The organism is Pseudofrankia sp. DC12 (genome assembly GCF_000966285.1).
GTDB lineage: Bacteria > Actinomycetota > Actinomycetes > Frankiales > Frankiaceae > Pseudofrankia.
Genome location: NZ_KQ031391.1, coordinates 6,595,864 through 6,615,669, shown reverse-complemented (window position 1 = coordinate 6,615,669; position 19,806 = coordinate 6,595,864). Strand labels below are relative to the sequence as shown.

The 19,806-nt window shown below is 73.0% G+C and carries 17 protein-coding genes and 2 pseudogenes; 11 read left to right on the top strand and 8 right to left on the bottom strand.

Annotated elements, in window-relative coordinates; translation table 11 throughout:
* Nucleotides 1-330 precede the first annotated feature (330 nt).
* Both FRADC12_RS35240 and FRADC12_RS35235 read left to right on the top strand, forming a co-directional pair.
* The gene (locus FRADC12_RS35240; protein WP_232304219.1) at nt 331-492 is read left to right on the top strand and encodes a hypothetical protein; all 162 of its coding nucleotides are present in this window, start codon (nt 331-333) and stop codon (nt 490-492) included.
* Nucleotides 489-563: pseudogene (locus tag FRADC12_RS35235) on the top strand (TauD/TfdA family dioxygenase); the annotation flags it as partial. The gene FRADC12_RS35240 and the pseudogene FRADC12_RS35235, both read left to right, overlap by 4 nt.
* Nucleotides 564-693: 130 nt before the next feature.
* On the opposite strand, the gene FRADC12_RS26780 reads toward FRADC12_RS35235, so the two are convergent.
* Nucleotides 694-1,482 (bottom strand): YqjF family protein, encoded by a 789-nt coding sequence (locus FRADC12_RS26780; protein WP_084011428.1) that lies wholly within the window; start codon nt 1,480-1,482, stop codon nt 694-696.
* Nucleotides 1,483-1,539: 57 nt separating this feature from the next.
* On the opposite strand from FRADC12_RS26780, the gene FRADC12_RS35230 reads away from it, so the two are divergent.
* From FRADC12_RS35230 to FRADC12_RS26750, 6 genes are all read left to right on the top strand, one after another.
* Nucleotides 1,540-2,313, top strand: coding sequence for an ATP-binding cassette domain-containing protein (locus FRADC12_RS35230; RefSeq protein WP_045878689.1), 774 nt, complete (start codon nt 1,540-1,542; stop codon nt 2,311-2,313).
* A gap of 892 nt (nt 2,314-3,205) precedes the next feature.
* Nucleotides 3,206-4,456 carry a hypothetical protein gene (locus tag FRADC12_RS28870; RefSeq protein WP_157489067.1) on the top strand — a complete coding sequence of 417 codons (1,251 nt, stop codon included), beginning with the start codon at nt 3,206-3,208 and terminating at the stop codon, nt 4,454-4,456.
* A 249-nt stretch (nt 4,457-4,705) separates the two neighbouring features.
* Nucleotides 4,706-5,194 (top strand): hypothetical protein, encoded by a 489-nt coding sequence (locus FRADC12_RS26765; RefSeq protein ID WP_232304069.1) that lies wholly within the window; start codon nt 4,706-4,708, stop codon nt 5,192-5,194.
* 119 nt (nt 5,195-5,313) lie between these two features.
* A complete protein-coding gene (locus tag FRADC12_RS35225) occupies nt 5,314-5,790 on the top strand; it encodes an ATP-binding cassette domain-containing protein (RefSeq protein WP_084011427.1) in 477 nt (158 codons plus the stop codon).
* A gap of 68 nt (nt 5,791-5,858) precedes the next feature.
* Nucleotides 5,859-7,103: an IS110 family RNA-guided transposase gene (locus tag FRADC12_RS26755; protein ID WP_052711206.1), complete on the top strand. Its 1,245-nt coding sequence runs from the start codon at nt 5,859-5,861 to the stop codon at nt 7,101-7,103.
* Between the two features lie 242 nt (nt 7,104-7,345).
* Entirely contained in the window at nt 7,346-8,149 is an 804-nt protein-coding gene (locus FRADC12_RS26750) for an ABC transporter ATP-binding protein (RefSeq protein ID WP_232304068.1), read from the top strand.
* Between the two features lie 32 nt (nt 8,150-8,181).
* Here the strand turns inward: FRADC12_RS26750 and FRADC12_RS26745 are convergent, their stop codons facing one another.
* Nucleotides 8,182-9,981: a CehA/McbA family metallohydrolase gene (locus FRADC12_RS26745; protein ID WP_045878686.1), complete on the bottom strand. Its 1,800-nt coding sequence runs from the start codon at nt 9,979-9,981 to the stop codon at nt 8,182-8,184.
* Between the two features lie 636 nt (nt 9,982-10,617).
* On the opposite strand from FRADC12_RS26745, the gene FRADC12_RS28865 reads away from it, so the two are divergent.
* The 3 genes from FRADC12_RS28865 to FRADC12_RS26730 are packed head-to-tail and all read left to right on the top strand — an operon-like array spanning nt 10,618 to nt 14,323.
* Nucleotides 10,618-12,573, top strand: a complete 1,956-nt coding sequence (locus FRADC12_RS28865) for an MGDG synthase family glycosyltransferase (RefSeq protein ID WP_052711205.1) — start codon at nt 10,618-10,620, stop codon at nt 12,571-12,573.
* The gene (locus FRADC12_RS26735) at nt 12,570-13,367 is read left to right on the top strand and encodes a polysaccharide deacetylase family protein (protein ID WP_232304067.1); all 798 of its coding nucleotides are present in this window, start codon (nt 12,570-12,572) and stop codon (nt 13,365-13,367) included. The genes FRADC12_RS28865 and FRADC12_RS26735 overlap by 4 nt, the downstream gene beginning before the upstream one ends.
* Nucleotides 13,364-14,323 (top strand): DMT family transporter, encoded by a 960-nt coding sequence (locus FRADC12_RS26730; RefSeq protein ID WP_052711204.1) that lies wholly within the window; start codon nt 13,364-13,366, stop codon nt 14,321-14,323. The genes FRADC12_RS26735 and FRADC12_RS26730 overlap by 4 nt, the downstream gene beginning before the upstream one ends.
* Here the strand turns inward: FRADC12_RS26730 and FRADC12_RS33605 are convergent.
* The 6 genes and pseudogenes from FRADC12_RS33605 to FRADC12_RS26710 form a co-directional block, all read right to left on the bottom strand.
* A pseudogene (locus FRADC12_RS33605) lies at nt 14,258-14,612 on the bottom strand (thiolase C-terminal domain-containing protein); the annotation flags it as partial. The gene FRADC12_RS26730 and the pseudogene FRADC12_RS33605 overlap by 66 nt on opposite strands.
* Nucleotides 14,613-14,885: 273 nt before the next feature.
* Complete coding sequence (locus FRADC12_RS26725) at nt 14,886-15,791, bottom strand: alpha/beta hydrolase fold domain-containing protein (RefSeq protein WP_232304066.1); 906 nt, start codon at nt 15,789-15,791, stop codon at nt 14,886-14,888.
* A 25-nt stretch (nt 15,792-15,816) separates the two neighbouring features.
* The gene (locus FRADC12_RS30625) at nt 15,817-15,963 is read right to left on the bottom strand and encodes a DUF1059 domain-containing protein (protein WP_013424930.1); all 147 of its coding nucleotides are present in this window, start codon (nt 15,961-15,963) and stop codon (nt 15,817-15,819) included.
* A 178-nt stretch (nt 15,964-16,141) separates the two neighbouring features.
* Complete coding sequence (locus FRADC12_RS34615; protein WP_349305913.1) at nt 16,142-16,636, bottom strand: GNAT family N-acetyltransferase; 495 nt, start codon at nt 16,634-16,636, stop codon at nt 16,142-16,144.
* 580 nt (nt 16,637-17,216) lie between these two features.
* Nucleotides 17,217-18,200, bottom strand: coding sequence for a PaaI family thioesterase (locus FRADC12_RS26715; protein WP_045880287.1), 984 nt, complete (start codon nt 18,198-18,200; stop codon nt 17,217-17,219).
* Nucleotides 18,201-18,408: 208 nt separating this feature from the next.
* A complete protein-coding gene (locus FRADC12_RS26710) occupies nt 18,409-19,386 on the bottom strand; it encodes a DUF5995 family protein (RefSeq protein WP_232304065.1) in 978 nt (325 codons plus the stop codon).
* Nucleotides 19,387-19,806 lie beyond the last annotated feature (420 nt).

Sequence of the window (19,806 nt, the reverse complement as noted above, 5' to 3'; positions counted from 1 at the left end):
TCGTCACGTGCTCGCCACGGTGAAGCAACGTCCACGTGTCATGCCGCGCGAACTCGGGTCGCGCACCCGGCACCGTCGGCGAGATCGGGAACGCCTAGGCTTGCCGAGGAGGAGCGGCAGGCGCGCCCGCCGGCGACCCGGAGCGGACCGTGACCGACACGTCGAGCGCGACGCCTCGCTCCGAGGGCCGCCCGCGCGCCGGCCGCCCGCCCACCGCCGCGGCCCCGGACGACGCGACGGCGGCCGGGCAGCGGTCGCGGGAGGCGCGCGAGCGGCTGCTGCTGACCGCGGAACGGCTCTACGCCGAGCAGGACGATCGACATCCGCCCGATGTCCGGGCACATGGGGGCCGAGATCTTCGGGGTCGACCTGGCCGAGCCGCTCGGCCCGGGGGAACACGCAGTGTTCGTGAGCCCCACCTTCACGACCCGGATCGTCGAGCTGACCACACCGAGAGCGCCGAGGTCCTCGGCCTGCTCTACCAGCACATGACCAGCCTGGAGCACACCTGCCGGTTCCGCTGGCAGCCCGGGAGCGTCGCCTTCTGGGACAACCGGGCGACCGCCCACCTGGTGCCCACCGACCACGGGAAGGCCGGCCTCGACCGGGTGATGCACCGCATCACCGTCACCGGCGACGTTCCGGTCGGCGTCGACGGCGCCAGGTCCGGACCCGAGCTCCCTGACCTGACGCTCAGCTTTCGGGCCGGCCGATGCGGACGTCGACGCCCGGCGAGCAATGGACCAGCGGGTCACCCACCGGTGCCGGCAGGCCGGCGGCGGTCAGCAGGGTGTCGTCGAGGTCGAGCAGCTCGGCGCGGCGCAGCGGCCACGGGGGGTGCCAGGCCCGAGCCGTCCGCGGGGCACCCGAGCGGACCGGGCTGAACAGCCGGAACCGCGCGGTGAGGAAATGGTCGCGGGCGTCCAGCGCGCCCGGGGCGATTCGCTCCCCCGGCCGGACCGTCACCCGGCTCGTCGCGCCCGCGCGGCTGGCCGCCCCACCCGGGCCGGGCCAGCGACGGCGGCAGGTGTACGTCGTCGTGCCCGCCGCCGCGTCCTCGTCGGTGCGGCCCTCGTCGAGGCGCATCGCGGACCAGAAGTACGGCAGCCGGTAGGTCGTCCTGGCCGTGACGACCGCGCTGAGCCGGGCCGCGTCCAGCGAGAAGAACCAGATCCCCGGCCGGCCCTGCTCGTCGCGCACGTAGGTCCGGACGTTGGTCTCGGGGAAGTACGACGCCCACGGCACGCCGACGCCGGCCCGCCCGGTGGTCACCCGCATGAAGAACGGCACCAGGCTCACCCACGCCGCCCCGGCGTGGGCCTCGGCCGCGAGGCCCGCCGGCAGCAGTGCCTGGACGGCGTCCGGCTCGTAGGCCCAGTGCAGGAACGTCAGCCGCTCCCAGCGCTGGCGCATCACAGGCCGCTCGACCGTGAACGGGCACTCGCCAGGGCCGGCCCCCGGTGGCACGCTCTCGACCGTCATGCAGACATCCTGCGCCGTCGCGGCGGACCCGCCCACTCCGGCACCGCCACGGCCGCGGTGCTCTTCGTCGCGCCGGACGCGACCGTCGCCGTGTCGGCCAGCACGCAGGGCTCGGCGCTGGCGGCCCGCTACCCGCTGACGATCTACGGCCACCACCTGGCACTGCTGCTCACGGTCGTGCTGCCGATCGGTTTCGTCAGCTGGCTGCCGGCGCTGCACGTGTTCGGCCGCCCCGACCCACTCGGCCTGCCCACCGCACTGCGCTTCGCCTCCCCGGCGGTAGGCCGTGGCGACGACCGCCCTGGCGGCGCTCGCCTGGCGGGCTGGGGCCCGCCGTTACAGGAGCACGGGGAGCTGAGCCGCCGCATGACGCCTGATGGGAACCGACCGGTCGTCATCGAGGTCGAGGGCGCGACGAAGACCTTCGTCCAGCGACGGCGGGCGGCGCGGCGGCGGCTGCGGCGCGAGCGGCTCGACCTCCACGCGGTCCACGACGTGTCGTTCACCGTCCAGGCCGGGGAGATGGTCGGCTACCTCGGGCCGAACGGCGCCGGGAAGAGCACCACGATCAAGATGTTGATCGGGATCCTGACGCCCACGGCGGGACGGTTACGGGTCGCGGGGCTCGACCCCGCTCGGCAGCGGCTCGCGCTGGCCCGGCGGATCGGCGTCGTGTTCGGGCAGACCACCCCGCGCCACTCCGCGAGTTCATCGGTGAGCTGGCGGCGGTCGTCGCGCCAGGTGCAGGCTCGCGGATCGTCCTCCATCGCCTCGAAGTCGTCGGCGAACACCAGGGGTGCACAGCCAGCAACCTGGAAGCGCGCCGGGTAGACGGTAGCGGCGTCCAAGGCTCGGAGCTGGGCCGGGAGGACGTATGAGTACGGCATAACGCCCAGCCTCGCGGCGGCGGCGAGCAACCCGAAACAGCTACGATCAACCCAACGGCCGTGCGCCAACACCCTCGCGCCGGAAGCCATGACCTAAATCACAGATGTTGCTGCGCGTTACGATCGGGGCGTCTAGCTAGGGAGTCGTACGCCAGCCCGGCTACCTGGGCCTTCTGGACCGCGTTTCACTTGTCCGCGGATTGACGGCCCGCCTGGAGGCCTCCACGTTGTCACTCAGTGTACGGCTCCCACGGACGAATTTTTACAAACCTGTCGCACCTGGTGTGACCTGTTGCTAACGTCGGGCGCTGGTCGGAGTGGACGCCAAGCTCATATCCACAGCGCTTCTGGCGCTGGCATCCCGCTGTCTCGGACCTGTGTTTACCCTGCCCAAGGCCGCGCGTTCCCCAATCTCAGGGAAGCGCGGCCGTCGTATGACACGGAGACATAATGCAGCTATCTGGTAGACGTCTTTCGCGCGCAGCCGGCGCGGCGGGCCTGACCCAGGGCCGCGGCAAGATAACAGTCCGGATTGATCAAACTACACTTCCAGTCTGGTCGGGCCTGGAGAAGTGCTTAGAGTTGATCAGGAAACCCAGCAACCACAGGCGGTTCACGTCGCTGCCGGTCTATCCGTGCCGGCCGAATCCGACTACCTTGAGTAGTCATGCGCTGCCGAGAGCGATCTCGCCGCAGCCCTGGGCCTGACCGCACTTATTCTGGCGGCCGCGGGTCTGACGCCGACAGCGGCGCAGGCGAACCCCAGCGATACACTCGGCCCGACCCCCGCAGAGGTACTGTCCGCCATCGATGCGGCGGTCCCGCAGATCTCCCATGTGGGTTCCGTCAACGTCACACCGCCCGCGCCGCCCGCCGGCCCTGAATTCCCAAACATCAACCTTCCCGAGACCGGGACCCCTTCCATCACGGTTCCACCCATCGTGATTCCTCCGATCGTGATTCCTCCGATCGTTGTGCCCACCGTATCGCTGATGACCTCGAATATTCTGGGCGCACACGTTCAGGCACCACTGGACCCGGACCAGATGGTGGTCCTGTCCCCTAGCGATGCCACCACCTCGCCGTTCCACGCCACGGCGAGGGACATCGAGGTCGATGACCCGGCAGCGGTCCTTGCGGTGCCCACCGTGGATGAACCCATGACCGAATACCCAGCGATTCCCCCGGATCCGCCGACCGCGGCGGAACTCAACCCCTCGCGGCCCTCGGTCGCGAGCCGCACGATCGGTGTCACCATCCCGAACAGCGCGAACGCTAGCAATGGGATCGTGGCGGAGCCGGGGCTGACCGTGTATCCGTCAACGGATGACTCGACCACGCAGGCGGTACAGACCGCCGCAGACGGCGCGGTCCGGTTCCTCAGCGTCCTCGACGGCCCGAACGCCCCAACCGAATTTCCGTACGAACTGGCTCTTGACAGCGGGTCCATCATCGACCCGAAGGATGACGGCAGCCTGGTGGTACTCGCCCCGCCCGCCAGTGACGGGACCCGATCGCCCATCGCGCGCATCGCCGCGCCATGGGCCTATGACTCGCAGCAGCACGCAATGCCGGCCTGGTACACCGTGAATGGTCACACCGTCGTGCTGCACGTGACACATGCCGGCGCAGCATATCCTGTGGTCGCCGACCCGGAGATGTTCTTCTACCATTACTTCTCGCCGGCCAGCCCTTATGCGGAGGGCGGGAGCTTGACCAGCTCCATTGGACGGTTCACCTCACAGGTCGACTACCGGAACATGTCCCGGCTCGTCTTCCAGTGGGGATTTCAGCTCTCCTACAGCCAGCGTAATGTGTGCAGTTACCACAAGGCATCCGAGGTTGCCCATGCGGCAGTCTTCAACCGGTTGACCCGCTACCTGGACAGCCATCCGAACCAAAGCTGCGACTATACTTTTCATTCGCATATGTCCAAGTACACCTATGCGGACGACAAGGTCTTTCCCACGACGCACTACCTACGCGGCGGCATCGGTATGCCGCTGGACCTGGTAGTGATCGTCCAGTTCCAGATCGGACCACGCACCATCCGCCAAGTACAGGTCTACGGGGACTACATTCTCTAGACCCGGCCAGGCCTAGTCTGGGACATGGCCGCTGGTTGGTCCTCGATAGTTCACCCGAGCCCGCGAGGATCAGCCGGTGGCCAGCCAGGAGGGGGACCCAACGACGTGCCCGAGCCGCCTGACGACCGATGGAGACCAGAGTCGATAATGGCAGACGATCAGTATGGCGCTCCCTCCGTGGCACGGGCTTCCTGGGTAGACCTTCCTGCGGGGAGCCCGCTGGCGCATGCTGGTCCGACGGCATCCGCCATGGTCGGGCATCCCGCCCGGCGCCGCATCGAGAGCCTGGTGGCGGCGACACTTGCCGAGCTGGGTCCCGTCTCCCGGTGGATCACGGTCACGGTCGACGGTGCGGACAGTGCCGAGCTGGACCGGGTGCGGGTGTGGCTGGCGGAGGGCAGGCTCACCGCGGCGGAGGCGGGTCGGCGGCTGGGACCCCGGATAGAGGAACAGGATCTCCCGGGCTGGGTCAGCGGCTGGTTGGTCTCGGCACGCGGGCGGAACGGTGACACGACCACCTTGGCGTACCCGGCGATGGACCCAGCCGAGATTGCCGTCGGTCTCGCCAGCTGGCTGCAGGATGCGCTCGCCGACAGCGGTGTCTCGGAGCCGTCCCCGCCATGCCCGGGGCATCCGCATCCCATGGTCCCGACGGTGCACGAGGCGGCGCCTTGGTGGTCCTGCCCGGCCGGAAACCTCGTCCGTCCCTGGCAGACGCATCCAATCACCGTGACCTGAGGCCTGCCGCCGCTTCGGGTGAACAGGGCTACGGCCGGCGCGCGCTACCAGATGGCCACGTAATCACGCGACTACAGCCGCATACCAACTGTGCAGAGGCCACCTGGGAGCATGTGGCCATGATTGAGGTTGAGGGGGTTACAAAGTCCTTCGTCCTCCGCAAACGGACGGGCAGGCTCCGGCGGGAGCGTGTCGACATGCAGGCCGTTCGCGATCTCTCGTTTAAGATCGCACCCGGCGAGATCGTCGGCTACCTCGGCCCCAACGGGGCGGGGAAGTCCACAACGATCAAGATGCTGGTGGGGATCCTGGTTCCCACGGCGGGGCACATCCGTGTACTCGATCTTGATCCCTCACGTCAGAGTCTCCCGGGCCCTTCGGGGCGGCCGCGCAAGCGCGAAAATGTGTGGCTGGCCCGTCTGGGTGGCTGGCTGGGACCTGGCGTGGTGTGGCGGGCATGGTCCGGGATGATGCTGTTTGAGCTGTCCGTCGACGCCGATGCCTCCTTGCCGCCTTGTGAGGGCGTGTCAGAGTCTGGCGCTGGGAGCCTGCCTGTCGGGCTGTGCACTGCGCTGCGAGCGCGCGTTACAGATTGAGTTTTCTGCCCTGGCTCCCCGGGTGGCTTGCCGTGTCCCGACGTGTGGGGAGAGGCGGTCGGTCCGTTGTGGCCACCGAGGTGACGGAGGAGGCGGGTCCGTTCGTGGAGCGGGTCGCCGCGTTGGATATCGGCAAGAAGGGGCTGGTCGCGTGCCTGCGGGTGCCGGCCGACGGCGGGGGTCGCCGGCGGCGCCAGGAGGTGACCGACTGGTCCACGATGACCGCCGACCTGGTCAACCTCGCCGATCATCTGGTCTGCCAGGGCATTGAGCTGGTCGTGATGGAGGCCACCGGGGATTACTGGCGCTCGCCGTACTACGTGCTGGAGGCCGCGGGGCTGCGCTGCTGGCTGGTCAACGCCCGCCAGGTCAAGCACCTCCCGGGGCGGCCCAAGACCGATAAGATCGACTCGGTGTGGCTGTGCAAGGTCGCCGAGAAGGGGATGTGCCAGCCGAGCTTCGTGCCCGGCAGGGAGCAGCGGCAGCTGCGGCTGATCTCCCGTTACCGGATCGCGGCGGTGCGGGAACGGTCCCGGGAGATGCAGCGGGCGGAGAAGCTGCTCGAGGACGCCGGGATCAAGGTGTCGGCCGTGGTCAGTGAGCTGTTCGGGGTGTCGGGCCGGGCGATGCTACGGGCGCTCGTCGTGGGGGAACGGGAACCCGCGGTACTCGCGGACCTGGCCCGCGGCACGCTGCGGAACAGGAGGGCCGACCTGGTCCGGGCGTTCCAGGGCAGTTTCCAGGACGCCCACGCCCTGGTCCTGGGGATGATCATCGACCGGGTCGAGCGGCTCGACGCCGACATCGCCGCCCTCGACGCCTCCATCGCCGAGGCCGTCGCGGCCCTGGCGGACAGCCCGCCAGCCCCGGACAGCCCGCCAGCCCCGGACAGCCCGGGCCCCACCGGCGGCGGGGCACTCCCGGACGCGGACGCCCCGCCGCCGGACGGCGGCGGGGCGCGGCTCAGCGCTGCGGAACGGCTCGCTGAGATCCCCGGGATCAGCCTGGAGACCGCGCACACGCTCATCGCCGAGATCGGGACGAACGTCGAGGCGTTCCCGACCCCGGGCCACCTCGCGTCCTGGGCCGGGCTGGTCCCGAAGGCCAACCAGTCCGCGGGCCGGTCCGGACCAGCCCATACCGCGAAGGGCAACCGCTACGTGGCCGGGTCCTGGGGCAGGCCGTGTTCGCGCTGTCGAGGACCCGGACGTTCCACGGCGACCGCTACCGGCGGATCCGCGCGAACCGCGGCCCCCAGAAGGCGATCGTCGCGGTCTCCCGCTCGCTCACGACCACGATCTGGCACCTCCTGAACGACCCCGACGCCCGCTACAACGAACTCGGCGCCGACTACCACGCGAACCGCCAGGACACCGCGAAGCAGGCCGCCACCGCCCAGCGCCGCCTGGAACGCCTCGGCTTCGAGGTCACCCTCACCCAGCCGGCAGCCACCGCCTGACCCGTCACGCTCACTGACCACCACGCACGACCCAGCGGCCAAGAGCCGCCGCGGTCACTTTGGCGCGCCCACCGTTACGTCCATTTTCGTTACAGGATGCGACTGGCACAGCGTCTGGGGGTGGTGTTCGGCCAGCGGTCCACGCTGTGGTGGGACCTGCCGCTGCGGGACAGCTTCGAGCTGGTCCGCCACCTCTACCGGGTCCCGGCCGACCGGTACCGCGCCAACCTCGACCGGTTCGTCGACCTGCTGGACCTCGGCCCGTTCCTGGGCACGCCGGTGCGGCAGCTCTCGCTCGGGCAGCGGATGCGCGGCGACCTGACGGCGGCGTTCCTGCACGATCCCGCCATCGTCTACCTCGACGAGCCGACGATCGGGCTCGACGTCGCCTCGAAGGCGGCCGTGCGTTCCTTCCTCACCGAGACGAACCTCGAGCACGGGACGACCGTCATGCTCACGACGCACGACACCGCCGACATCGAACAACTGTGCCGGAGGGTGCTCGTGATCGACCACGGCCGGCTCGGCTTCGACGGCGACCTCGCGGCCCTGCGCGACCGCCTCGGCGGCGACCGCACCCTGATCGTCGACCTCCCCGGCCCCGTGCCCCCGGTCTCCGTCACCACGCCGGGCGCCCGGGTGGTCCGCGTTGACGGCCCCCGCCAGTGGCTGTCGTTCCCGGCCACCGCGAGCGCCGCCCCGCTCATCGCCGAGCTCGCCGCCCGCTACCCGGTCGTCGACCTCTCGATCCGCGAGCCCGCCATCGAGGACGTCATCACCCGCCTCTACACCAACGGCCCGGTCCCCTCGGCGCGACAGCCGGCGGACCAGATTCCCGAGCGCCTGGTCCACGAGACACCGGGCGACAACGCGTCGCCGACCGGTTCGGGCCCGCCTTAGCCTTCCAACACCTCGTCGATGCTCGTCGAGGGTCAGGCAGCGGCCACTCGGCGGGGGCCGGGCCGGGAGGACGGTGGGGCCGTCATCGGTCGGTAGCCGGTCGGGGGGTTGCCGACGGTGAGGAAGATCGGGTTGGTGAGGGCTTCCATGTCGCCCTCGGCGGCCAGGGGGCGGTCGGCGTAGGTGTGGCCGTTGCCGCGGACCTCGACGCGCACGAAGCCGCCGGACGGCGGAATGGGGACCGTCGCCTCGAGGGTCTGGTCGTCGGCGGTCAGCTGGGTCGTCGAGAGCGTCCCGGCCTGGGTCAGGATGATCGCCCGCATCCCGCCGCCGCGGCGGATCCGGACCTTGACGCCGACCGGGTCCCCGGCCGCGCCGTAGACGTCGCCGCCGACGACCGCGGCCTGGCCGGGCCGGGTCGCCGTCAGGTAGCACTCGGCGCCGTCCGGCCGGCGGGTGACGAACGCCCGCCCGGCGCGCAGCGCGCCGATCACCGCCCTGGTCGACAGCGCCTCGGCGTAGACGACGGTGGTCGGGGTGCCGGCCCGGAAGCCGAGCGTGGCACCGCTGACGACGCCGTGCAGGTCGCTGCCGCCGTTGGCCCACACCCGCCAGCCCTTGCGCAGCATGGCGTCCCAGGCCTGGACGGACTGCTCGTCGTCGGGGCCGTACGAGCCGGTCCACAGCTCGTACCCGGCCGTGCGGCCGGACTGGCGGCCCATCTCGGCGCCGAACTGCCATTTCAGGCCCGGGAACGACGGGTGGGCGGCGGCGACGTAGGCGCCCATCTCGTGCGCGGCGGCGATGAACCGGTCGATGCGGGCGCCGTTCTCGGGCAGCGCCTGGCCGTCGGGGCTCTGCCGGAAGTCCAGCCAGGAGCCGACGTCGATGCCGGACACGGTGGCGTGGCCGAAGAACCAGTTCGTCATCTCCTCCCCCGGTATCAGCAGCATGTCGGAGCCGGCGTCGCGGGCGAGGAAGAGGTTCTGCGAGACAACGTTGTGGTCGGTCATCGCCGCGAAGTCGAGGCCGAGCTGCCGGCAGGTCCTGGCCCAGGCCGCCGGGGTCAGCGCCGTGCGCTGATGCCAGGCGTCGGAGGACTCCGGGGTGTGGCAGTGCAGGTCACCGCGGTACCAGCCGGGCCGGTCGAGCACCGTGCCGACCGTCGCGCCGGGGGTGAACGCCCGCGCCGGTGCCGGGCCGCCGGACAGGGTGACCGTCACGGTGATCTGGCTCGGGGCGGTCAGGCCGAAGACGGGCACGATGACCGTCCAGCGGCCCGGTTCGACCGGCCCCGGCAGGAAGCTCTGCGAGGCGCTGTCCGCGGCGACGTAGAACGCGGAGCGCTCCTCGCCGTAGATGCCGCGGAAGCCGGGCGAGCCGTACGCCGGGCCGCGGTGGTCGAACAGCCCGACACCGAGCTTGGCGGACGGGTCGGCCTTCGCCAGTGACACCTCGACCCGGTTGACGCCGGGGCCGACGTCGAAGGGCAGGTAGACGTAGTCGCCCGCCTGGGTGATCGTGCGCTTGAGCTGGAGCGTCCGCGACGGCGGGAAGCTGGTGACGGTGGCGCGGGGCGCCCCGGGGCCCCCGGCGCTGGCGCCGTCCGAGCAGGCCGCCAGCGCCGCCGCGCCGCCCGCGAGCAGCACCCCGCCGCCGAGCCCGGCGAGGGTGAGGACCCGCCGCCGGCTGGGTGCGCCGGCGGGCTCGGGCGGCGCCGTGCTGGTGGCCGGGCTGGCGGTAGGCGCCACAGTGCCCGGCACCGCGGCGGGGACGGCCGCGTCGGGGGACGGCGCGTCGGGGTAGCGGTCGGCGAGGTACCGGTGGTCCACGCTCTGGCCCGCGTCCGGTCGGAGGTCTCGGCAGGGTTCGCCGTTGCCGTGATGCCCGCACATGGCGGCAGTGTGCGCCACGCCACGACCCGCGGCCCGGCCGGGGCGGGGTGTTCGCCGGCTCGTGGCCCGCCGTCCGCCTCGGTCTCGCCGGGCGGCGGCTGGCGGGCGCCGACGTCCGGCGAGGTCTGCGAAGGCGGGCCGCTCGCGCGCCGCGCGGGAAACGACGTGGTGGCCAGGCCGCCACCCGTTCGCCACTCGCCGGTAGACCGGCCGTCGCCGACCGGCGCGACAATGTCCTTTCTTCGACACGGTAGTGGAATCCACTGCTACACACCGGTGGAAACAACGGCCGGTATCGCCGGGCCGCCGGGACTGGATGGCCAAGCTCCCGCGACGTCAGCCTTCCGTACCCGCAGGCACGGGACGTACCGGCTGGTACGCAGGCCGGGCCCGGTGACCGAATGACCACAAGCCGATCCGTCAGCCCGGCTTTGTCGCCTGTTTGACATTCAGCCCTACTTCCGGTCGCCACGGCGCCGCTTCCACGCTTAAAGTGCGACATCAGCTCATTGCGCATTGGCCAGCTCCGTGGAGGTTCGCTGTGAGATGGGTCGCGCCACGAGCGGCCAAGCCGTGAAGAACAGGTATTTCCGGCGCTCGGCGCGGCGCCGGGCGCCCGAGCCGCCGCCGCCCCGGCTCGCCACGGCGGCCGGCACCCGACGAGACCGCCCGCCCGGCCCGGCGACCAGCCTCGGTCGGCCCGGCGGCGACAGCCGGGCGCAGGCCTCGCCCAAGGCCGACGGGATCGCGCCCGGCGGGCGGGTCGTGGTCATCACCGGCAGCGTCGGCGCCGGCCACGACGGCGCCGCCCGGGAATGGGCCCGGCTGCTGCGCGCCCGCGGCTACGAGGTCGAGGTCCACGACTTCCTGGACATCCTCGGCCACCTGCTCGGCAGCGGGATGCGCACCGCGTACGAGACGATGCTGTTCCGCGCGCCCTGGGTGTACAGCGCGATCTTCTGGGTCGCGGCGGTGCCCCGCGGGGTCTCGCTGCTGAGCCGGACGGTGCTCGCGCCGTTCCGTCCCCGGCTGCTGGCCCTGCTGCCGGCCGACACCGTGGCGGTTCTGGCGACCTACCCGCTGGCTGGGCAGCTCGTCGGCAGGCTGCGCCGCAAGCGCCTGCTGCCCGTGCCGGCGTTCACCTTCCTGACCGACTTCTCGGTGCACCGGCTGCTGGTCGCGCCCGGCATCGACGGGCACTACGTGCTGCACGAGGTCAGCGCCGACCAGGCCCACGGGCTCGGCGCCGCCGGGGTCGTGGTGACCGGCCCGGTCGTCGGCCCGCGGTTCGGGCCGGCCACGGCGGCCGGCCGGGCCGAGGCCAGGGCGGCCTTCGGGCTGCCCGCGGGCGGCCGGCTCGCGCTGCTGGTGGCCGGGTCCTGGGGTGTCGGCGACGTGGAACGCACGGCGGCGGAGATCGTCGCGACCGGCGCCGCCGTCCCGGTGATCGTCTGCGGCCGGAACGAGGCGCTGCGTGCCCGGCTGGCCGCGTCGGGGCTCGGCCACCCCCTCGGGTGGGTGTCCGACATGCCGGGGCTGATGCGCGCCGTCGACGTGCTGGTCGAGAACGCCGGCGGGCTGACCTCGCTGGAGGCGATGGCGAGCGGCCTGCCGGTCGCCAGCTACCGGCCGATCCCGGGCCACGGCAGGGCGAACGCGGCCGCCCTGCACGCCGCCGGCGTCTCGACCTGGATCCGCCGGCCGGCCGAGCTGGGCCCCGCGCTCGCCGGGCTCGTCGACGGGCCGCGAGGACGCCGGCAGCGGGCCGCGGGGCTCGCGCTGTTCCAGGACGACCCGTCCGACGTGCTCGAGCGCGCGATCGACGACGACGCCGCACAGCGGCCGGCCTCACTCGCCCGGGCCAGGGCGGCGCGGGCCCAGGCGCGGCGCCGGTGGCCACGGCGAGCGGCGTTCGCCGCCGCGACGGCAGGTTTCCTCGGCTGGAACGCCACCTTCGGCACGTCGATCGCGGTGGCGCACGGCCTGGACTCGGCCCGCCCGGCCCGCCAGGAGGCGATCTACATCGTCGTGCACCCCGACGAGCACACCGACCTCACCCCGGCGACACTGGCACTGCTGCGCGAGGCGCACGCCGCCGTCGCGATCGACGCCGGGCTCGTCCGCCGCGACCCGGGCCTCGCCCGGGTGGTCGCGACGTCCGGGCTGCAGGTGGTGAACGCCGGCGGCGGCCGGCCGTACCGGACCGGGCTCGTCGACGGCCGCGCGGCCATCGGGCACACCGCGTTCGCGATCCACCGGCTCGGCGGGGCCCGGCCGGTCTCCTTCCTGAGCGGCGGCGACCTGGACGCCGTCGACCTGGCGACCGTGTCGTACCTGGACGAGACAATCGTCGTGCCCAACGCGCGCGTCCAGGGCGGGGCGCCGATACCGCCGCTGGGCCGAGGAGGAGTCGTGCTCGTCGAATGCGCCGCCACGCCGGACTGCGGCCTGCCGGTCACGCTGGCCCAGCGCGACGGTCTGATCGTCGGCCAGAAGCTGCGCGCCGCGACCCTGGCCAGGCACACGTGAGCCGCCAGCCCGGCTCCGCCGCGGTGATCGCCACCCGGGCCAGGGGCCGCCGGGCGGCGGCCGGCGGGATCGCCGCCGCCGCGGCGGCCGCGGTCGCGGCCGGCTACGCGGGCCCGGCGGTGACGTCCTGGCCGCTGCTGCGGGCCCGGCTGCTGCCTGGGCTCGCCGGCATCGGCAAGGCCGACCACGTGGCGCTGACGTTCGACGACGGGCCGGACCTGGCGTCGACCCCGGCCTTCATCGCGGCGCTCGCGGCGACGGGGACGAAGGCGACGTTCTTCCTGCTCGGTTCGATGCTCATGCACGCCCCCGAGGCCGGCCGCGAGCTGGTCGACGCCGGCCATGAGGTCGCGGTGCACGGCTGGGAGCACCGGTACACGACGTTCCGGACCCCGGCCGCGCTCTACGACGACATCGCCCGCGCCCGCGACCTGATCGGCGACGTGACCGGGCGGCAGCCGGTGTTCTTCCGCCCGCCGTACGGCGTGCTGAGCGCCGGCTCTCTGGCGGCCGCGCGGCGCCTCGGGCTTCGGCCCGTGCTGTGGACGGCCTGGGGCCGGGACTGGGAGGCGCGCGCGACGCCGGAGTCGGTGCTGGCGACGATCCGCAAGGACCTGGCCGGCGGCGGCACGGTGCTGCTGCACGACTCCGACTGCACGTCGGCGCCGCTGTCGTGGCACGCGGCGCTGGGAGCCGTGCCGATGCTGCTCGCGCAGTGCGCGGATCAGGGGCTGCGGGTCGGGCCGCTCGCCGAGCACTTCGCGCTGCCGGGCGCTGTCACGGGCCGCGGGTGAGCTGGCCGGCGATCGCGCTGGCACTGCTGGCGGCGGCCACCTTCGGCGCCACCTCGGCGCTGCAGCACCACGCCGCCAGCCAGGAGGCGCGGTACGGCGCGCTGGACCCACGGCTGGTGATCCGGCTGGCCCGTCGGCCGCTCTGGCTGGCCGGCGTGATCTGCGACGGCGGTGCCGTAGCGGCCCAGACGGCCGCGCTCGCGCTCGGCCCGCTGTCGCTGGTCGAGCCGCTGCTGACAGGCGGGCTGTTCCTGGCAGTCCCGTTCGAGGCGGCGCTGGACCGGCACCGCCCCCATCCACGCGACCTCGCGGCGGCGGCGTTCGCGACCGTCGGGCTCGTCGGGTTCCTGCTGGCGGCGAACCCGCGCGGCGGAGCGTTCACGCCGTCCGCGCGGACGTGGCTGCCGCCGGCCCTGATCGTCGGCGTGCTCGCCGCCGCGGCGCTGGCGGCGGCCCGCGGGGCGTCCCCGACGCGGCGGGCGACCTGCCTGGGCCTGGCCAACGGCCTGATCTTCGGGATGACGGCCGGGCTGCTCAAGGCCTGTACGGACCTGCTGGCGAGCGACCCGTGGCGGCTGCTGTCCAGCTGGCCGCTCTACGCGCTGGCCCTGCTCGGCGCGGCCGGGTTCGTCCTGAGCCAGGCGTCGTTCCAGGACACGCTGACCGCACCGCTGATCGCGATGACGCTCACCGAGCCGGTCGTCGGCCTGGCACTGGGGGTCATGGTCTTCCACGAGCACCTCGCCGCCACCGGCCCCCGCGCCGTCGGGCTGGTCCTGGCCGGCGTCTTCATGGCCGTCGGCACCTGGCTCGCGGTCACCTCCCCGGCCCGCGCCGCCGGGCCCGGGCCGGCACTCCTGGAGCGCCGGCCCGGGCGGCAGGAGCCCAGGTCAGGCGGCGGCGCGCTCGAGGATGTGGACGCCGCAGGCGTTCCCGAGGCCGATCACGTGGGCTAGGCCCATCTTGGCGTTCGGCAGCTGGCGGGCCGCCGGCCTCGCCGCGCAGATGGGTCGCGATCTCCCAGACGTTGGCGATCCCGGTGGCCGCGATCGGGTGGCCCTTCGACTCCAGGCGGCCGGAGACGTTGACGGGCGCCCTGCCATCGCAGTTCGCCGAGCACATCGGCCGGGTGTTCGGGTAGGCGATCATGACATCGTTCATGATCTGGTCGAGAGTGAACCGCTTCTGGTAGGACGCCAGCGGGTTCAGCGTCGAGTGCGTGTGGTTCTTCTCGGAGATCCGGCTCCGGGCTCTGGACGAGCGCGGACCCGGGGAGCTCGGCACGGTCAGCGGGACGGGTGGAGGCCGGCCCGACGAAGATGGCCTCGCCGAAAGCCACCCGGCGGTCGGCCCAACCGGGCCTTGGCAGGGAAACCTGGTTCTAAACCCGGCGTGTCACCCCGCCCGGCCTGAAGGCAACCGTTCGAGCACCGCACCCGATCATCACCTATAAGTTCATATCTCGAACCCAGGTGGCGATACAAGCGGCCCACCTGGGAGGTCCGCCGCCGTGGCGGCTCAGCGGTCGGCGCGGCAGGCAGCGACGAGGGCCGTGCGCGCGGCGGCGGCCTCGGGGATGGGCGCCAGCGGGTAGCAGTGCGGGAGGCCGGGCGCCTCGTGGTAGTCGACCGCCACGCCAGCCTCGGCGGCGCCGGCGGCGAGGCGCCGGCTGTCGGTCAGCAGGACGTCGTGGGTGCCGCACAGCACGGTCAGCGGGGCCAGACCGGCGAGCGAGCCGTTCAGCGGGCTGACGAGCGGGTCGGCCACGTCAAGCGCCCCGGCGTAGTGGCGGCCCGCCTCGGCGAGGCCGTCCAGTCGCAGCATGTGGTCCCGCCGGGCGATCACCGGCTGGTCCGGGTGGGTCATCGTCACGTCAAGCCACGGGGAGACCAGCACCAGCCGGTCCGGCTGGCGGTGGCCGCGCTCGCGGGCCACCTGCGCGGACGCGAGCGCCAGCCCGCCGCCGGCCGAGTCGCCCATCACGACCAGCCGGCCGCCCGCCGCCCGTGTCTCGCCCAGCAGCTCGTCGAGAAGATCTGCCGTGCTCGGGACGACGTCCGCGGCGCTGCTGTGCCCCGCCAGCGGGTACAGCGGCAGGACCACCCGCGCCGGGACGTCCCGGGCCAGCCGCGCCACCAGCAGCCAGTGCCACAGCACCGGCTCGGCGATGTAACCGCCGCCGTGCAGGTACAGCACGGTGACCGAGCCCGGTCCCGCCGGGCCGACGCTCGGCCCGGCAGGTGGGGTCAGCTGGTGGACCGGCCAGCCGGCGTGAGCCGTGACGGTGTGCCGAGCGAACCGGCCCAGCCACCGCGGCGCCCGGACCACCGCCGGGCTCGCCGCCTGCGCCGCCACCCGGGCCCGGACGTCTCGCGCCGTCCAGGACCGGCCCCGCAGCACCGGGAGGGCGACCGTGTCTAGCATCCTCGCCCGCAGGCTCGGCATTGGCCTAGAACGCGATGAAGAGGATCTCGTCGCGGCCGTAGTCGAGGTCGGGGTGCTTCTCGCGCAGGTGCGCCTGCGTCTTCTCGACGAGCTCGTCCTCGTCCTTGCCGACGACTCGGGTCCCGCACGGGCAGTCGAGGGTCGTCTTCATCGCGCCTCCTGTGCCAGCTGTGGCCGGCCGCGGCCCGGGGGCCGCGGGGTGGGCCGTGTCCTCTCGGCCAGACGCGGGCGTTATTCCCACCGGTCAGATCGTTACTGGCAGGTGCCCGCCGCCAGCCGAAGCCGGTCAGGGGCCCCGCCGCCCGGTTGCCGCGCCTGTCACGGTCATCCTAGTGCGGGGCGATGTCGCCTGGCAGCAATCGTTTGCGGTAGAAAACCCGCTTGAGACCGTCTTCGCCGCGACGCCCGGTCTCGACGTAGCCGCGCGCGGTGTAGATCCGCTGGTTCTCGGTCATCGAGACGTGGGTGAACAGGCAGACCGACGTGGCGCCGAGGGCCACGGCTCGCCGTTCGGCCAGGTCCAGCAGCAGCCGGCCGAGGCCGCGGCCCTGCTCGGCCGGGTCGACGGCGATGTTCTCCAGCAGCAGCTCGCCGTCGCCCGGGACCAGCACGACGAAGGCCCGCACCGCGCCGCCGGCCCCAGGGAACGTGTCCGGGCGCCCGACGACGTCGAGGTCGTAGATCCTGCCGCCGGACTCACGCAGCCGCAGCCGCTCGCGGGCCAGATCCAGACAGTTGCGCAGGGCCTCGGCCGGAGTCGAGCCGGAGACCAGCGGAACCAGGTCGAGGACGGAGAGCGGGACAGGGGCGTCGGGAGTGGGCACGATGGCGCCACCTTTCACGGTGTCACGGGCAGCGGCCGGTGGGGCGCCGGCGAACCAGGCCGATGCTCACCGACAGCGGCTGGCCGCCAGGTGCCCGAAGTCGAGGGAACGCCGACGCGTCAGCCACGAGTACGACCGCATGTCACCGACTCTGCGGAGCCAGCCTTGTCCAGTCAATCAGTGAACAAAGGGACTGGCGCACAACTCCGCTCATTCAGCCCGCGGGCCGGGCCGCACCTTCCGCCGGGGAAACGGCCGACGGCGCGGCGCGCTCCTGGCCGCCGGCCGGGCCCGATGGCTGGTCCCAGCCCTGCCCCGGGCTCGGCCGGATGTCGCACAGACGACCGCGCGGGCCCGGAACACGGCCGGCCGGCCGGCCGTTGGGCGAAGTGCGAGCTGCCCGGCCCCCTGTCCCGGGCCGGTCCCGGGGCCTCCCTCCCGGAGAAAGATCCCCGGCCCGCTGCCGCGACTCCCCCACCGTGGCGGCGGGCCGGGCTCCCCGGACCGGACGCTCGCCGGTCTCGTCAGCTGGCCGGATACCCGTCGGCGGGGCCGACCGGGTCGCGCGGCAGGCGGGGGCTCAGCGTCCCTGGTCCGGCCGGGCCGCGCGGGTGATCGTCGCCACCGTGTACGGCTTGCCGGCGGGCCCGTGGGACGTGACCCGGTAGACGGACAGGGCGCGGCCGCGGTGGACCACGGTCGCCGTGAAGATCACCGGGGCGGTCAGCACCGCCGGGCGCAGCAGGTTCATCCGCACCGACGTCGCGTAGTCCGGCGCCGGCGCCGGCGTCAGCGCACCGGCGAGCCCAGCCGCGGCGAGATCCGAGCAGGCCAGCAGCAGCCCACCGTGCATCGTGCCGCTCCCGTTGCCGAAGGCCTCGACCGGCGGCACCACCAGCCTGGCCACCGACGCATGGAGCACGGCGACGGCGGCCCCCGCCGGGCCGTTGGGCCGGGCGGGGAGCGGCGGGGCCCCGGCGCTCGGCCGGGGCGTCGGGATCGGGAAGACCGCGTGCTGGCGAGCGATCTCGGCGTCGGCCGTCAGGTCCGGGTCGAAGCTCAGCGACCCCGCCAGGTCGGCGACACCGAGGACCTCCAGCAGGTCGCGGTGGTCGGCGGGCATCACCCGGGGCGGCGGGTCCTGCTCGAGGGCGGCGGCGGCGGCGTGCATGCCCTCGGCCGGGACAAACCGGCTGCGCCCGGTGCCGATGGCCACCAGCTGCCCGTCGCCGGCGCGGATCTCGGCCCGGGACACCCCGTCGGCGGGGCCGACGCCGGCTACCCGAGAGGTGGCCAGCAGCTCAGGACCGGACCACGGCGGCGGGACGACGATGTCGAGCGCCAGTTCGGTGGTGACCGAGTGGGTGCCGGGCGGGCGGTGGTTGTGCACCTCGACGCCGACCGCGTCGTCGATGATCACCCCGAGCGACCCGGCGGTCGGCACGCCGTCCAGCCCGTTCATCCAGGGACCGACGAGCATCGACACCCGCAGGCCGTCGCCCCGGATCGTGGGGCCCACCCGCATCCTGGTCTCCGGGGACTCCCTGGCCGCCGCGCGCGCCACGCCGTGCCTCCCACGCCCACCCCGGCCCGCGCCGACCGCCCGGGACTCCCGGTCGATCATGCCCCGAGTTTCGGCCGACCGGCCGGGCTTGTGCCCAACGACTCACCTGACCAGCCCGGACCTCCCCACAGCTGGCCTGGGCCGACGGGTGACCGCGGTGGCTCGCCCGGGCCGGCCGGCCGGGCATGACCCGCCCGGCCGGGACGGCTCAGCCGTGGTGGGCGGCGCAGTAGCGGTCGCGGGACGCGGCGAGCCCGGTGTTCAGCAGCGGCGGGTAGCCGAACGCCGTCTGGACGCCGCGGGCCAGGACCACCGACTCGGTCTCGATGCTCGCCTCGACGCCGGACCGCTCGGCCGGGGTGTGGGCGGCGACGAGGCGCTGCGCGTTGAGCCAGGCGTTCTCCCGCCAGCCGACGATGATGGCCATGAAGGCGTCATAGGTGATGCCGTAAGGGCTCTTCAGGTCGTTGACCGTCGGGTCGAACCGGGCCGCCTCCTCGTCGAGCAGGGACGTGACGATCATGTTCAGAAAGACGTTGACCTTCTCGTGGTCGGCATGCCGGCTGGTGCCGTCCGGGGCCACGAGGCCAAGCCCCGCGAGGATGTAGGGCAGGTCCCGGTTGATGTGGGCGTTCATCCCCAGCAGGATGTCGCCGAGGCCCGACATCGTCCTGTCCCGCGCCGCGCCGAAGGCGATCTGCCAGGCCCGCGGCACGGCCGTGGTGGCGCCGGAATTCCAGTTGTCGTACGCGTCGAAGAAGTAGGCGGCGAAGAACGCGTCCTCGACGTTGACGAAAGGCGCGTCCTGGAAGAAGCCCGGCTGCGCCGCCACCGTCTGGTACTCCTGGGTGGTCCGCAGGTAGGCGAGCGCGAACGGCGCCAGGTGGTCGCAGCTCGCCGCCCGCGCGTCGAGGATCGCGCTCATCCGGCCGATGGTGACCGGCACGCAGTCGTAGCTGCCCGCGAGGCATTCGTCTACCTGTTCGGGGGTGTACCACGGGGACAGGGACGGCTGGTAGGCCGCCAGCCCGGTGAGCGGCACCGGGCCGTCCGCGCGGGCCGGCGAGGCGGTCAGCGTCACCGCCACGGTGACGCCGAGAACGAAGGCCACCGACGTGGCGGCGGGCCGTCGCGCCGGCGCCCGGTGCCTGCCCACGCCGCGTATTTGCCTGACCGAATCCCCCATTGCGCCACCCTATGACCCCACCGGGCCGATTCACGCCCGCCGCGGAGGAGGACAACGCGAGGCCACGTCCGCCCAGGTCGGCCGGCTTTCCGCGATCGGGAGACGCCTCCCCTTCCCCGCGGACCGGCTCTCGAAATACCTCGGCCGTTCCGCCGGCGTGACGGCCGAGGATCCGCGTGGCGAACCTGGACGGTGCCGGGAACGCTTCCCGTCACCCGTACCAGCACACCGAGAATGGCGCCGCCGCGGAATTGTCCGCGTTACCCATGACCAGATGGCAGGTTTTCGGTGCGGCATATCGCGTGACCTGCGCGCCCAGCCTGGCGGCACCCGGGACAAGCCTTCCCAGAGGCGGCCCCAAGGTGCGAACCGGGTATGCGCGGGCACGGATCCGTCCAGCGTCGTGACGACCCACACGGC